The following is a 13,714-nucleotide window of genomic DNA, read 5'->3' as shown; positions in this document are numbered from 1 at the left end:
ACTCGTAGCTCGTAGCTCGTAGCTCGTAGCTCGTAGCTCGTAGCTCGTAGCTCGTAGCTCGTAGCTCAGTCTATTGCGCGGACCGGGGACTCTCGCTACCTTGTCCGCCTTTCAGCTTATCCGTCTTCAAGCGGGTCTCTCTTCCAATATCGGGGTCGTCATCGTGGATCGCCAGGAACTCTTCGCCAGAATTCAGTACCCGCTGCCCCAGCATGCGATCTCGCGACTGATCGGCCAGCTCGCCGATTGCCGGATCGCCGCGGTCAAGGACCTGTTCATTCGCCGCTTCATCGACACCTACGGCGTTGACATGAGCCAGGCCCTGGAGCCGGATCCGACCCGCTACGCCTGCTTCAACGATTTCTTCACCCGCGCCCTCAAACCCGGCGCTCGTCCCATCGGCGAAGGGCTGGTATCGCCGGCCGACGGCGTGCTTTCGCGCTACGGGCGTATCGAACACGGCACGCTGATCCAGGCCAAGGGCCAGACCTACTCGCTCAGCGCACTGCTCGGCGGCGATGTCTCGCGCGCGGCGCCGTTCCGTCAGGGCAGCTTCGCCACGGTCTACCTCGCGCCGAAGGACTATCACCGCGTCCACATGCCGATGACCGGCACCCTACGCGAGATGACCTACGTGCCGGGGCGGCTGTTCTCGGTCAACAGCGCCACCGCCAACCATGTTCCCGGGCTGTTCGCTCGCAACGAGCGGCTGGTCTGTATCTTCGATACCGAACACGGGCCTTTGGCCATGGTGCTGGTCGGCGCGATGATCGTCGCCGCGATCGAGACGACGTGGGCCGGCCAGGTCACCCCGTTGAGCGGACGCGTCCAGACCACCCGTTTCGATGAGCCGATCGTGATCGAGAAAGGCGAGGAGATGGGCCGCTTCAAGCTCGGCTCCACCGTAGTGATGTGCCTGGGCCGCGAAACCGCGTTTGGGGATTTCGACCCCGAGGGCGACCCGATCAGCATGGGCCAGACGATGGGCGCACTGCCCGGCGCCATCTAAAACACCCATTCAATCTATGGACACTTCAGGGAGCATGCAATGCCACTGGAAATCTCCCGCAACGTGTCGATCCCCGACAACGAGATCGAGCTCATCGCGGTTCGCGCGCAAGGCGCCGGGGGCCAGAACGTCAACAAGGTCTCCTCGGCGATTCACCTGCGCTTCGACATCCGTGCCTCGAGTCTACATCCCGGCTTCAAGGAAAAACTGCTGGCGCTCAGTGACCGACGTATCACCCGCGACGGCGTCGTCGTGATCAAGTCACAGGAGCACCGTACCCAGGAGCTCAACCGGGATGCCGCGCTGGTCCGGCTCAAGCAGCTGATCAAACCCGTGCTCTACGGCGACAAGCCGCGGCAGGCAACCAAGCCCAGCCGTAACGCCAAACGCAAGCGCGCCGATAGCAAGACCCGCCAGGGTCAGAAAAAGCGTCTGCGTGGCCGCGTGGATGAGTGAACTACCTACCCTCTTCGAGACGGTCGAATCGCTATGTCAGTCTTGCCATCAAACCGGCCATCAGTCTCGAGCGCTCGATCAGGCTGTCGACCTCGATGTGTTCGCTCAGGGTATGAATACCGGCACCGCGCAGGCCCAGACCGTCGAGCGTCGCCAGCCCCAACGCCCCGGTGAAATTGCCATCGGAACCACCGCCGTTGCTGGAATGCGGCAATGGCATTTCCAGCTCCTCCGCAACGGCCTTGGCGTGAGCATAAAGCGCTAGCGTCGCCGCGTTCGGCTCCCACACCGGCCGCACCACGCCCAGCTTGACCTCGAAACCGACCCCGCTCTCGTCAAGCTGGTTCCATCGCAGCATGCGTTCGATACCGCGATCCAGATCGGTCTGACGCTTGGCCATGCTCAGCGCCTCGCCGCGGCAGGTGGTCGACACGCAGTTGACCCATTGACCGCCCTGCACCACACCGACGCTGAAGGTACAGTCGTCGTCGGTCATTGCCTCGATTCCGGGAATCCGCGCGACCATCTCGCGAATCGCCGAGTGCCCTTCCGCCAATGCGGCACCGGCATGACTCGGCCGGCCGTGAGCCAGCAGCTCGAAACGGGCAATGGCGTAGCGCCCGCTGACCACGCCATAGCCCTCCCAAGCCGGTTCCGGCACCAGAATATAGCGATGTCTTGACGCTTCCCGTTCGATCAGCTCGCGGGTGCCGGGACTACCGATCTCTTCATCGCAGGTCAGCAGTACATGAATCGGTAACGCTGTGTCGATTCCCGCTTCCCGCAGCGCAACGACCGCTTGAAGCGCAGCGTAAGTCCCGCCCTTCATATCGCAGATGCCGGGGCCGTAACAGCGAGTACCCTCCTGCCTGAAGGGCAATGTTTCCAGCGTCCCGACGGGATGAACCGTATCGAGATGCGCCATGATCAGAATGCCGCCACGTTCGCTATCGGGATGCGGAAAGCTCGCCTTGAGGCAATCGCCGATCCCCGGCGGACCCGGAATGCGCTCGACATCGGCACCTCAGGTGGCCAGGTCTTCCGCAGCCAGCGTCATCATGCGATTGACCGCACCGGTGTCGAAGGTCGGGCTCTCACACTCGACCCAGCGCTTCAGGCCTGCCAGCAGTTCGTCGAGATCGAACGCGAGAGCCTTTGCGAAATTCGAGGCGAGACTCATGCGCTGACCGCCCGGGCTGCACTGACACCGGCCAGCTCATTGAGACGGCGCTCGGCAATCCGCGCCAGCAGGCTCGCGCCAACCGGCAAAATGCCATCATCGAGCACGAATGCCGAATTATGAACCGGAATATCGCCAGCGTGACCGACCCAGCAATAGGAGCCCGGCACGAGCTTCAGCATGTCGGCGAAATCCTCGCTGCCCATCACCGGACGGCCGAGATCGCCAACGCCGGCCTCACCGACGATCTCTCTGGCCGCTGCCGCCAGCGCCTCGGTCTGTTCGACGTGGTTCTCCAGCACCGAGAAGATGTTGCGGATATCGACATCAATCTCGACCCCATAGGCGTCGGCGAGCCCGGCGGCCAGTTCACGAATGCGTCCGTGGATCAACGACGCGACGCTGTCGTCGAAAGTGCGAATGGTCCCGGAGAGCGTGGCCGACTGCGGAATCACGTTGTAGGCGGAGCCCGAGTGCAACTGCGTGATCGAGACCACGGCAGCGTCCAGCGGGTCGGTATTGCGGCTGACGATGCTCTGCATGGCCTGTGAAAGCTGGGTCGCCACCACGATCGGATCCCGTGCGTTATTGGGCTGCGCACCATGGCTGCCTCGGCCGCGAATGACGATATCGAAGAATTCCGCGCCCGCCATCGCCTTGCCGCTCATCACCCGAATCTGACCGTGATCGAGGTGCGGCGCATTGTGCAGCGCATAGATTTCGTCACAGGGAAAACGCGCGAACAGCTTTTCGGCGATCATCCGCCGCGCCCCGCCCAGCCCCTCCTCCGCCGGTTGAAAGATGAGGATCGCGCGACCGGCGAAGTCCCGGGTCTCGGCAAGATAGCGCGCCGCGCCCAGCAGCATCGTGGTGTGACCGTCATGACCACAGCCATGAAAACGGCCGGGATTTGTCGACGCAAACGGTAGCCCCGTCTCTTCATTCATGGGCAGCGCATCCATATCGGCACGCAGCCCTACGGTCTTGCCCGGCCCTCGCTGGCCGTCGATCAGGCCGATGACGCCGGTCTTGCCGATGCCGGTGTGAACCTCGAGTCCCAGCGCTTGCAGATAGGCGGCGACGATCGCGGAGGTACGCTGCTCTTCGAAACCGATTTCCGGATGGGCGTGAATGTCGTGACGAATCTCGATCAGCTCAGCGGTGAAGGCATCGATGCGGGGTAACGTCGTCATGAAAACTCCTTGCAGTGACAGTGGCGAAACGGCTCGCGAATGGTCTCTTAGGCAGGATCGGCAACCGGTACGAACGGCTGCCCCAACGGGGCGGTGCGAAGGCCGGCGCGTAACCGTTTCCAGGGCAGCATGGCGGGATCCACCGCCATTGGCCCCGGAGCGGCGCAGACCAGAATCGTCTCCGCGATCGGCGCGAAATCGGCGCGGAAATGCACCGAACTCTTGTTGACCAGAATGGCCTGCTCCAATGGTTCGATACCCACCGAACGGTACATCGCCTGATCCGCCATCTGCGCCTTGCGGCTGACCACCACGACACGTACGTCGCCGATTCGCAGGCAGGCGGATGGGCCCATGTCGAGACGCCCACCGCCGTAATAGGGGCCGGGCGCGACAAAGCGACCGTCCGAGAGCGCTTCGACCGTGAACTCAGCCTCCAGCGGCGAGTCCCCTTCCACGCCGGAATGCCCGCCGAGCGCCAGCCGGACCACCGCGCCGACGCCCGCCTCGTGCGCGGCCCTGGCCGCTGCCGAGTCGAACACGTTGCCGATCGCAGCGCGCTCCGCCCCGCAAGCGATGAGCGCTTTCAGCATGCCCATGGTGTCGGAATTCCCGCCCGCCCCCGGATTGTCCTGGGTATCGGCGATCACCACTGGCCTTGTCGCACTTTCCGCCAGCCGCATCGCCTCCCGCACGCCCGCTTCCGGCTCGAACACTCGCCCCGCGAACGCCGGCTCCTGCGCCGCTATCCTCGCCGCCAGCCGGTCGGCGGCCTGATCCGCGCTATCCGGATCGGTTCCGTACACCACGATGCAAGGGCCGCAGTCGGGAAAATCGGCGGCCGGAAAGCCGGTCAGGAATGATACCGAGGGTAGCGATTCGCTCTCCATCGCCGCCACCTCGGCATAGAGCGAGCGGCATGGTTCTTCCGCCGTGCACTGCCAGGCGATCGGCATCAGGTAATCGAGCTGACGAAACGCCTTCGCCGGCCGGCTGTTGCCCGACAGCAGCCTCGCCACGGCAGTGGCGCAGCGGGCGCCGGTTTCCGCCATGTCGATGTGCGGATATGTACGGTAAGCAATCAGCATATCGGCCTGCTCGACCATCGTCGGCGTGACGTTGCCGTGCAGATCCAGCGTGGCGACGATCGGTACGTCTTCACCCACCAGGGCCCTGACGCGACGCAGCAACTCGCCTTCGCCGTCATCGAAGTGTTGGGTGACCATGGCACCGTGCAGATCGAGATAGACGCCATCGAGGGGCATCGCCTCGTCGATGGCCGCCAACAGCCGCGCGGCAATGCGCTCGAAGGCGTCCTGCGTGACATGAGCCGACGGACTCGCCGCCGCCCAGAGCGTAGGGATCAGGCGCCATGCCCGGGCTTCGGGGGCATCGATGAAACCGCACAGACCAATATTACTGGCGGCCACCGCGTCGAAGACCGCTTCGCCCTCGCTCAGCGGTGGCGCGCCACCACCGCGCAGGAAGTCTTCATAGGTCGCCTGACTAGGCGCAAAAGTATTGGTTTCGTGGAGAAAACCACCGACGGCAATCCGGAGGTGTGACATGAAGCATTCCTTGAATCCAGTAGATCATGAAGAATCGGCGACTCGGCCATGTGGCCCCCGGCCGTTCACTGATAGACGCTGGCGGTCGATGTGGCCGTCGGAGTCTCTTCGAAGACGCGATCGAGAGGCCGGAATTCCGAAAAGTCCCAGTGCCGTCCGGGCGCCGCCAGCATCAGCGAGCGCGTGTAGGGATGTTCCGGCGAGCCCAGTACGCGCTCGGCCGGTCCATATTCCACGACCACGCCTTTCTGCATCACCATCACCTCGTCACAGATCTGGGCGGCGACACGTAGATCGTGGGTAATGAACAGCACGGCGATGCCGAGCCGTCGCTGAAGCTCGTCGAGCAGCTCGAGCACCTGGGCCTGGACCGAGACATCCAGCGCCGAGACCGCTTCGTCGGCGACCAGCACGTCGGGCTCCATCGCCAGCGCCCGCGCAATGGCGATACGCTGGCGCTGTCCACCGGAGAACTGATGGGGATAGCGATCCAGCGCATCCTTCGGCAACCCCACCAGCGCCAGCAGTTCGGCGGCTTTCGCCAGCGCCTCTTCCCGAGACGTACCGTAATTGACCGGACCTTCTACCAGACTGGTGGCGATCTTCAGCCGCGGGTTGAGCGAGCGGAAGGGATCCTGAAAGATCATCTGGATACGCTTGCGATGGGGCTTCAGCGCTGCTCTCCCCAGGCTGGCAATATCCTTGCCCATGACCCGCACACCCCCGCCGGTCGGTTCGATCATGCGCATCACGCAACGCGCGACGGTGGACTTGCCGGAGCCGCTCTCGCCAACGATGCCCAGCGTCCGCCCGCGCGTCAGGGCGAAGTTGATATCGCTGGCCGCCAACGTCTGCGACGTCGCCTTGCCGGTCCAGCGCGCCCAGGCCGAACGTTCGCCATAACGCTTCTCGAGTTCGATTGCCTCCAGCACGATTTCGCGGTCGGTCACTGCGCGCGCCGCTCTCGGTCGCAGGCTCGGCACCGCCGTCAGCAGTTGGCGGGTGTACTCCGTCTTGGGCCAGCGCAGCAGATCCTCGATCGGCTGCGTCTCTACCACTTCACCGTCACGCATCACGCAGACACGATCTGCAATGTCGGCCACCACCCCCATGTCGTGCGTGATGAACAGCACCGAGGTGCCATGGCGCTTCTGCAGTTCCTTGATCAACTTGAGGATCTGCTTCTGCGTGGTGACATCCAGCGCGGTGGTGGGTTCGTCGGCAATCAACAGCTTGGGCTCGAGGATCAACGCCATCGCGATCATGATTCGCTGGCGCTGGCCGCCCGAGAGCTGATGCGGCCAGCTGGCGTAGACGCGCGCGATGTCCGGCAGCTGGACCTGGTCGAGCATCTCCAGCACGCGGTCCTGGCGCTGCTTCGAAGAGAGCCCCTTCTGGTGCATGACCAGCACCTCTTCGATCTGCTCGCCGACCCGCATCAGCGGGTTCAGCGCCGTCATCGGCTCCTGAAAGATCATCGACATGCGACTGGCGCGAAGGTCTCGCAGCCGGCCCCTCGAAGCCTCGAGCAGGGAATCCCCCTCCAGGTCGATACGTCCCCCGGTTGCCTTGAGAATGCCCTTGGGCAAAAGCCCCATGACCGCCAGCGAGGTGACCGACTTGCCGGATCCGGATTCGCCGACCAGGCAAAGCGTTTCGCCCGCGGCAATCGTGAAGTCGATGCCCTTGAGAATCGGCTTGGTCGGCGTTGATTGCGGCGCGACCCTCAGCCCCTCGATAGTCAGCACCGGATCCGGCACCCGGGCGGGATGGATGGCGTCATGGGTCATTGCGCACCTCCACGTTTCTGCAATCGGGGGTCGAGGCGATCACGGGCGGCGTCGCCGAGCAGATTGATCGACAGAATGCAGATCGACAGCATGATGCCCGGCCAGAAAATCAGCGATGGCTTGATCAGGAAGTAGGTTCGGCCCTCCGCCATGATATTGCCCCAGGTCGGCGTCTCGGTACCGAGGCCAGCGCCCAGGAAGGAGAGAATGGCCTCGGTCAGAATCGCCGAGGCACAGATATAAGTGCTCATCACGATCAGCGGCGCCAGCGTGTTGGGCATCAGATGGCGCCACATGATGGTGAAAAGACTGCTGCCCAGCGCCACGGCTGCCTCGACGTAAGGCTCTTCCCGCGCGGACAGCACCACCGAACGAACCAGGCGCACGATCCGGGGGATTTCGGGGATGGTGATCGCCGCCATGACCGTCCACAGGTTGGCACTGATCAGGGAGACGATGGCGATGGCCAGCAGTACGCTGGGAATCGCCATCAAACCATCCATGACGCGCATGATCACCGCGTCGAGACCGCGAAAGAAGCCGGCCAGAATACCCAGCGGCAGGCCGATGACAACGCTGATCAAGGCACTGCCGATCCCCACGGTCAGCGAGACTCGAGCCCCGTAGAGCACTCGTGACAGCAGGTCTCGACCGTAGGCGTCGGTTCCTAGCCAGTAGGCGTCGTCAGCCGGCTTCAGGCGGTTTGCCGGCGACATGTTGAGCGGATCGTGAGGCGCCAGCCAGGGTGCCAGGATGGCCACGACGACGATCAGGATCAGACAGATCGCGGCCAGGATGATGGTCCATCCGGGGCGTCGACGTGGCCACAATCGCAGTCGCCGTCGAAGTGGCATGGTCTCGGAGCGCTCAGTGGCAACGGATTCGGGCGTTGATAGACTCATTGGTAACGAATCCTCGGGTCGAGCAGCGCATAGGAGAGGTCGATGGCCAGATTGATCAGCACGTAGACCCCGCTCGTCACCAGAATCAAACCCTGAATGACGGGATAATCGCGGGAGAGAATGGCATCGACGGTCAGACGACCGAGTCCGGGAATGTTGAATACGCTCTCGGTCACGACCACACCGGTGATCATCAGCGCGAAGCCGGTACCGATCACCTCGAGTATCGGCACGCCGGCGTTGCGCAGCGCGTGCTTGAACAGGACCCGCTTCTCGCTGGCGCCCTTGGCGTGCGCAGTACGGATATAGTCTTCACCCAGCACGTCGAGCATGCTGGCGCGGGTCATGCGCGCAATCAGCGCGATATAGATCGTCGACAGCATCAGCGCCGGGAGAATCGCATGCTGGATGAAAGGTCCGAAGCCATCCTGAGAAATTCGCTTGAAGCCCTGCACCGGCAACCAGCCGAGATCGATGGCGAAGATCTTGATCAGGATGTAGCCGATCACGAACACCGGTACCGAGAACCCCAGCACCGACATAGACATGATGGCGTTATCGATCAGGCTGCCGTGTTTCCAGGCCGCGATGACGCCCATCGGCACTGCCACGACTACCGACAGCGCGATGCTCAATAGGGCCAGGCTGACGGTCGGCTCGAGACGCTGCGCCATCAATTGCGTCACCGGAAGATTCGACATCAACGACGTGCCGAAATCGCCGCGCAACAGCTCGCCGGACCAGTGGAAAAACTGAATATAGATGGGCTGATTCAGCCCCAGGGTTTCGCGGATGCGATCCAGTTGCTCCGGCGTGGCCATATCGCCGGCAATGATCGCGGCGGGGTCACCCGGCGAGAGTCGCAGCAGCAGAAAGACGAACAGCGCAACCACTACCATCACCGGTACTGCCGCCAATGTCCGACGCAGACAGTAGCTGAACATGAGCGTACTCCGTTGCAGTTCACAGCAGGAACGGGACGCGACGACAGCCGCGCCCCTCCTCGATCACTCGGACTTGGTGATGTTCCAGAACACCGGCACCGGCGAATGCAGAATGCCGGAGAGATCGTTATTCCAGGCTGCGGGGATCGAGTACTCGCCCAGCGGGATATAGGTCACCTGTTCGAAGGCATGCTGCTGAATGCGCTCGGCAATCGCCTTGCGGTCATCGTCACTGGTGGCCTTGGCGAACTCGTTGCGCATCGACTCGAGTTCGGCGTCGTCCGGCCAGCCGAACCAGCCGCCGTCCTTACCGCGGCCGTTGAGCATCGGGTTGACCAGCGGATTCCATACCTCGGGGATATACCAGTTGGTAAAGAACATGTTCCAGCCGCCTTCCGACGGTGGCTGCTGGCTGGCGCGGCGCGTCACCAGCGTCTGCCAGTCCATCGGCTGCAGATCGACAGTGAACCCGGCCTGGCGCAGCAACTGCGCGGCGATCACCGGCTGCGGGCTGACCGTGGGCGCATCGGTCGGCTGCATCATCACGACAGGCGTACCGTCGTAGCCAGCCTCCTCCAGCAGCTTCTTGGCCGCCTCGGTCCCGCCACCGGTCGCCAGCGAATCCGGCGCGCCGGCATCCGTCGCCAGCGGCGTCTGACAGCCATACATCGAGTCACAGGTGGAATAGAACTCCGGATTTCCGACCAGCGAAGCCAGGACATCTTCCTGATCCATGGCCATCAGAGCCGCTTGCCGGATCTTGGGATCGTCGAAAGGAGGGTAGAGGAAATTGAAGCGACCGATGGTCTGGCTACCCAGCTCGTTGATCTTCTCGATAGTCAGGTCAGGATTGGCCTGCAGCACTGGCAGCAGATCGACGGAGGGCGATTCGAGAAAGTCGATCTCGCCGGAGTTGAGGGCATTGAGCGCGGTCTGCGCGTCACTCATGTTGATCCATTCGACGCGATCGACATTGACCACCTTACCGCCGGCGGTCCAGCTGGCCGGCTCCTTACGTGGCACGTAGTCTTCGAATTTCTCATAGACGACCCGGTTACCGGGATCGTACTCGTCGGCGACAAAAGTGAAGGGGCCTGAGCCGATTTGATCCTCGACCGTCAGCGTTTCGTCGGGCGATTTGCTGGCGATACGCTCCGGCATCACGAATAGCGGCACCGATGAAGGCTTCGCCATCAGCTCGAGGACATAGGCGAATGGCGATGATAGCGTCAGCGTCATGTTGCGGGCATCCGTCGCTTCGACGCTTTCGACATGATCCATCAGCATCTGACCGCCGCCATCGCGAGCAGTCCAGCGTTTGAACGACGCCACCACGTCCTTGGCGGTCACTTCTCCCCCATCGTGCCACGACAGTCCATCGCGCAGGGTGAAGGTGTAGGTCATGCCATCGTCGGAAACCGACCATTCCGCCATCTGCGGTTGCGGCTGAAATTTATCGTCCATGCCCAGCAGCGTGTCCCAGATCATGTAGCCATGGTCGCGGGTGATGTGAGCGGTCGTGGTGATCGGGTCGAGTACGCGCAGTCCGGAGTGCATGACCGCGCGGAGGGTATTGGCCTCGGCCGGCGCAGCGGCAAGCGATGAAATCGCGCCGCAAGTGGAGAGGAATGCCACCATTGTCATACCGACCAGTAGACGGCGGCGTGCAACGGAAAAACGACGCGAGAAAGGAGTCGCCATGAGAAACCTCGTTGTCGATCTTATGGTTGTCGTTAACGATAAGGACGGACGCGATTGTTATTGTTCCTGCCGTTGGCAGGACCGCCCGGCCCATGTCGCTCTTCCCCGAGAGTAGATCCCGCAGTGAAGAAAACAATACTTTCGTCGACAGGTTAGTGTTGCTTAAAAAGCAACATCCGAAGCATTCTTGGAACTCCTTCTATTCGGACGCGCCCCGTGGCCCATGACAAAGAACCGTTCCCGGCCCACCTGAACAGCCGCTGGCTTCACTATTTCTCGCAGGCGCTCGACGCCGGCTCGATCCGCACCGCTTCGGACCGCCTCGATGTCGAACCCTCCGTCATCAGTCGCCAGATTCGACAGCTCGAGCAGGCGCTCGTCATGACGCTGGTAGAACGCCATGGTCGCGGCGTGCGCGCCACCGAAGCTGGCGGCATTCTGCTCGACTTCTATCGAGAGCGAGATGTCGCCGAGCAGACGCTGCTCGGACAGCTAGCCGAACTGGATGGGCTGCAACGCGGTCATATCAGTCTGGCGATCAGCGAGGGGTACAGCGACCGCTTGATGAGTGGTGTGATGAACGATTTCTGCGCTCGTCATCCACAACTGACCGTCGAAATGAACCTGGCCAACGTCAACGACGTGGTGCGTCAGGTCTACGAGGGCCAGGCCCATATCGGCATCGCCTATGCGCCCAGGCTGACTCCCGGTATCGAGTCGGTCGTCTCAGTCCATCAGCCGCTCTGCGCTATCGTTCACCCGAGACATCCGCTGACTCGACTGCCCCAACCGCTCGCACTGGATGCCACCCTCGAATGGCCGCTGGGTCTGGTGGGTCATGGTTATGGTATCCGGCAGTTGATCGACGCCGCGGCAGTCATCAGCAAGCGTCATTTCCATGCCAGCCTGGTCAGCAACTCACTGGCTACGCTGAAGCAGTACGTGAGTTCCGGCGACGGCGTGACCTTCATCGGCCGCGTGGCTCTGCTGCACGAGCTGCGGCGCGGCCAACTGGTCGCGCTGGAGATCGATCATCCGGTCTTTCAAGAAGCAGAAGCGCACGTCATCGTGCGTCGTCAGCGTCCGCTATCGCCGGCCGCCAAGCAGCTGCTGAGGGAGATCGTCGACCTCTGGCCATTCGGTGAACGCGAGCGGGTCGATTGGTAGGCGCGGTTCAACACCGCGGCGTGGGAAACGCCATGACCTCGGCGATCGAATCTTTCATCAACGCCAGCTGAATCAGGCGATCGACGCCGAGTGCCACGCCGCTGGCGGGCGGCATGCCGGATTCGAGCGCTGCCACCAAACGATGATCGATATCGACCGTTGGCTTGCCAAGCGCCTGGCGCTGGCGGTTGTCATCGGCGAAGCGCACGGCCTGCTCCGCGGCATCGGTCAACTCGTCGTACCCGTTGGCGAGCTCGATGCCGTGAAGATAGATCTCGAATCGCGAGGCCACTTCCGCGCCGTCCTCCGGATCTCGATGCTTACGCGCCAGCGCCGCCTGGCTGGCCGGATAGTCGACGACGACATCGATCCCCTCTCGGCCCAGCAGCGGCTCAATAGCGAAGCTCATCAGCAGGTCGAGACAGCCGTCACGATCGGCGTCGGTCATAGACAACCCGCCGATCTCGGCACCACGCTGGCGCAAGATCGCGAGCGACGTGGTGAACGGATCGACATCGAGCGTCTCGCGGAAAAGATCACGGTAGCGCCGCTGACGCAGCGGGCCCGGGTCGATCGGCAGTACGTGGCGAATCAGCGCCTCGCACTCGTCGATCAGCCCCGCCAGCGACAGACCCGGGCGATACCACTCGAGCATGGTGAACTCGATGTTATGGCGCCGCCCGACCTCGCCGTCGCGAAAACTGCGCGCCAGCTGGAAGATCGGACCGCTGCCGACGGCCAGCAGCCGCTTCATGTGGAATTCGGGAGACGTCTGCAGCCACAGGCGTTCATGGCCATCCGGCGTGATCGCTTCGAGCGCCAGCGAGTCGAGGTGCGGATCGGTGCTGCCGCCATGACCGAGAATCGGCGTCTCCACTTCCAGCACGTCCCGCGCCGCGAAGAACGCCCGGATTTTCGCCATCAGCTGCGCCCGCGCGCGCAGCGTCTCGATCGTGGCCGTGGGCTGCCAGTCATCGGCGCCGCGAATATCCGTCACAGGTGGTAGACCTGACTGCGGCCACCGTCGATCAGAATATCGGTGGCGTTGATGAAACGGGCTTCGTCACTGGCCAGGAATAGCGCCGTATTGGCGACTTCGTCGGCTTCGCCCAGCCGTTTGCAGGGCAGCAGCTCGACCTGCCGCTGGCGCTCCTGCTCGTCGCACTGCGCCAGCCAGGCATCGGCGGCGGGCGTGCGGATCAGCCCCGGCGAGATCGAGTTGACCCGAATTCCGCGATCCGCGTACTCGATCCCCAGCGACCGGGTCAGCCCGATCAGTCCGTGCTTGGCTACGGGATACGGGAAGGCACCGGGGACGATCTTGTGGCCGTGAACCGAAGCGATATTGACGATATGGCCGTATCGCGCCGCCAGCATACCCGGCAACAGCGCCTGAATCATGTGCCAGGCGCCCTCCAGATTGATCGCCAGGCAGCGCCGCCAGGTTTCCCGATCGAGTTCGAGCGGATCGCCGAAGACGTTGACGCCGGCGGCGTTGACCAGGATATCGATGCGCCCCGTCGTCGAGAGTGCCTGCTCGACGCCGGCAGCAATGCTGTCGACATCGGCCACATCGGCCTCGACCCCCACACAGCGCGAGGCAAAGCGGGCAGCGAGCCTTATCGATTCGCGCTCGAGAGCAACCGTATCGCGATCCAGCACGACGACATCGGCCCCTTCGGCGAGAAAACGTTCCGCGGTTGCCAGGCCGATACCGCTGGCACCGCCGGTGATCAACGCCTTGCGCCCCGCTAGTCTGGCCATTTCATGTCTCCTCACCCACTGTCCGGCGCTATTCGGCAAA

12 protein-coding genes and 1 pseudogene are annotated in these 13,714 nt (G+C 63.0%); 3 read left to right on the top strand and 10 right to left on the bottom strand.

Annotated features, from left to right (window positions below; translation table 11 throughout):
- Nucleotides 1-160: 160 nt before the first annotated feature.
- Entirely contained in the window at nucleotides 161-1,009 is an 849-nt protein-coding gene (gene asd / locus BTW08_RS18050; RefSeq protein ID WP_139313713.1) for an archaetidylserine decarboxylase, read from the top strand.
- Nucleotides 1,010-1,048: 39 nt separating this feature from the next.
- Nucleotides 1,049-1,465 carry an alternative ribosome rescue aminoacyl-tRNA hydrolase ArfB gene (gene arfB, locus BTW08_RS18045; RefSeq protein ID WP_075563886.1) on the top strand — a complete coding sequence of 139 codons (417 nt, stop codon included), beginning with the start codon at nucleotides 1,049-1,051 and terminating at the stop codon, nucleotides 1,463-1,465.
- 31 nt (nucleotides 1,466-1,496) lie between these two features.
- Here the strand turns inward: arfB and BTW08_RS18040 are convergent.
- The 8 genes and pseudogenes from BTW08_RS18040 to BTW08_RS18010 form a co-directional block, all read right to left on the bottom strand.
- Nucleotides 1,497-2,477 (bottom strand): annotated as a pseudogene (locus tag BTW08_RS18040) (M20/M25/M40 family metallo-hydrolase); the annotation flags it as partial.
- A 12-nt stretch (nucleotides 2,478-2,489) separates the two neighbouring features.
- Complete coding sequence (locus tag BTW08_RS19270; protein WP_210403275.1) at nucleotides 2,490-2,645, bottom strand: hypothetical protein; 156 nt, start codon at nucleotides 2,643-2,645, stop codon at nucleotides 2,490-2,492.
- The gene (locus tag BTW08_RS18035) at nucleotides 2,642-3,838 is read right to left on the bottom strand and encodes a M20 aminoacylase family protein (RefSeq protein WP_075563885.1); all 1,197 of its coding nucleotides are present in this window, start codon (nucleotides 3,836-3,838) and stop codon (nucleotides 2,642-2,644) included. The genes BTW08_RS19270 and BTW08_RS18035 overlap by 4 nt, the downstream gene beginning before the upstream one ends.
- 47 nt (nucleotides 3,839-3,885) lie before the next feature.
- Entirely contained in the window at nucleotides 3,886-5,406 is a 1,521-nt protein-coding gene (locus BTW08_RS18030) for a M81 family metallopeptidase (RefSeq protein WP_075563884.1), read from the bottom strand.
- Nucleotides 5,407-5,471: 65 nt separating this feature from the next.
- Entirely contained in the window at nucleotides 5,472-7,196 is a 1,725-nt protein-coding gene (locus tag BTW08_RS18025; protein ID WP_075563883.1) for an ABC transporter ATP-binding protein, read from the bottom strand.
- The gene (locus BTW08_RS18020) at nucleotides 7,193-8,098 is read right to left on the bottom strand and encodes an ABC transporter permease (protein ID WP_083627970.1); all 906 of its coding nucleotides are present in this window, start codon (nucleotides 8,096-8,098) and stop codon (nucleotides 7,193-7,195) included. The genes BTW08_RS18025 and BTW08_RS18020 overlap by 4 nt, the downstream gene beginning before the upstream one ends.
- On the bottom strand, nucleotides 8,095-9,042 hold the full coding sequence (locus BTW08_RS18015; protein WP_075563882.1) for an ABC transporter permease: 948 nt from the start codon (nucleotides 9,040-9,042) through the stop codon (nucleotides 8,095-8,097). The genes BTW08_RS18020 and BTW08_RS18015 overlap by 4 nt, the downstream gene beginning before the upstream one ends.
- 63 nt (nucleotides 9,043-9,105) lie before the next feature.
- Nucleotides 9,106-10,743, bottom strand: coding sequence for an ABC transporter substrate-binding protein (locus BTW08_RS18010; protein WP_210403274.1), 1,638 nt, complete (start codon nucleotides 10,741-10,743; stop codon nucleotides 9,106-9,108).
- 216 nt (nucleotides 10,744-10,959) lie between these two features.
- Between BTW08_RS18010 and BTW08_RS18005 the strand changes: the two genes are divergently transcribed.
- Nucleotides 10,960-11,910 carry a LysR family transcriptional regulator gene (locus tag BTW08_RS18005; protein WP_083627969.1) on the top strand — a complete coding sequence of 317 codons (951 nt, stop codon included), beginning with the start codon at nucleotides 10,960-10,962 and terminating at the stop codon, nucleotides 11,908-11,910.
- A 7-nt stretch (nucleotides 11,911-11,917) separates the two neighbouring features.
- Here BTW08_RS18005 and epmA read toward each other — a convergent pair whose 3' ends face one another.
- Together epmA and BTW08_RS17995 are read right to left on the bottom strand one after the other, a co-directional pair.
- Nucleotides 11,918-12,907, bottom strand: a complete 990-nt coding sequence (gene epmA, locus BTW08_RS18000; RefSeq protein WP_281492066.1) for an EF-P lysine aminoacylase EpmA — start codon at nucleotides 12,905-12,907, stop codon at nucleotides 11,918-11,920.
- Nucleotides 12,904-13,674 carry an SDR family oxidoreductase gene (locus BTW08_RS17995; protein ID WP_075563881.1) on the bottom strand — a complete coding sequence of 257 codons (771 nt, stop codon included), beginning with the start codon at nucleotides 13,672-13,674 and terminating at the stop codon, nucleotides 12,904-12,906. The genes epmA and BTW08_RS17995 overlap by 4 nt, the downstream gene beginning before the upstream one ends.
- Between the last annotated feature and the right edge of the window lie 40 nt (nucleotides 13,675-13,714).

This window comes from Salinicola sp. MH3R3-1 (assembly GCF_001937155.1).
Classification (GTDB): domain Bacteria; phylum Pseudomonadota; class Gammaproteobacteria; order Pseudomonadales; family Halomonadaceae; genus Salinicola; species Salinicola halophyticus.
Note: the sequence above shows the minus strand (reverse complement) of the source record. Positions and strands in the feature narration are given on the sequence as shown.

Coding starts and splice junctions, on each gene's coding strand:
- BTW08_RS18015 (WP_075563882.1), bottom strand. CDS start 9,042: ATGTTCAGCTACTGTCTGCGTCGGACATTGGCGGCAGTACCGGTGATG.
- BTW08_RS17995 (WP_075563881.1), bottom strand. CDS start 13,674: ATGGCCAGACTAGCGGGGCGCAAGGCGTTGATCACCGGCGGTGCCAGC.
- BTW08_RS18035 (WP_075563885.1), bottom strand. CDS start 3,838: ATGACGACGTTACCCCGCATCGATGCCTTCACCGCTGAGCTGATCGAG.
- arfB (WP_075563886.1), top strand. CDS start 1,049: ATGCCACTGGAAATCTCCCGCAACGTGTCGATCCCCGACAACGAGATC.
- BTW08_RS18020 (WP_083627970.1), bottom strand. CDS start 8,098: ATGAGTCTATCAACGCCCGAATCCGTTGCCACTGAGCGCTCCGAGACC.
- BTW08_RS18030 (WP_075563884.1), bottom strand. CDS start 5,406: ATGTCACACCTCCGGATTGCCGTCGGTGGTTTTCTCCACGAAACCAAT.
- BTW08_RS18010 (WP_210403274.1), bottom strand. CDS start 10,743: ATGGCGACTCCTTTCTCGCGTCGTTTTTCCGTTGCACGCCGCCGTCTA.
- BTW08_RS19270 (WP_210403275.1), bottom strand. CDS start 2,645: ATGAGTCTCGCCTCGAATTTCGCAAAGGCTCTCGCGTTCGATCTCGAC.
- BTW08_RS18025 (WP_075563883.1), bottom strand. CDS start 7,196: ATGACCCATGACGCCATCCATCCCGCCCGGGTGCCGGATCCGGTGCTG.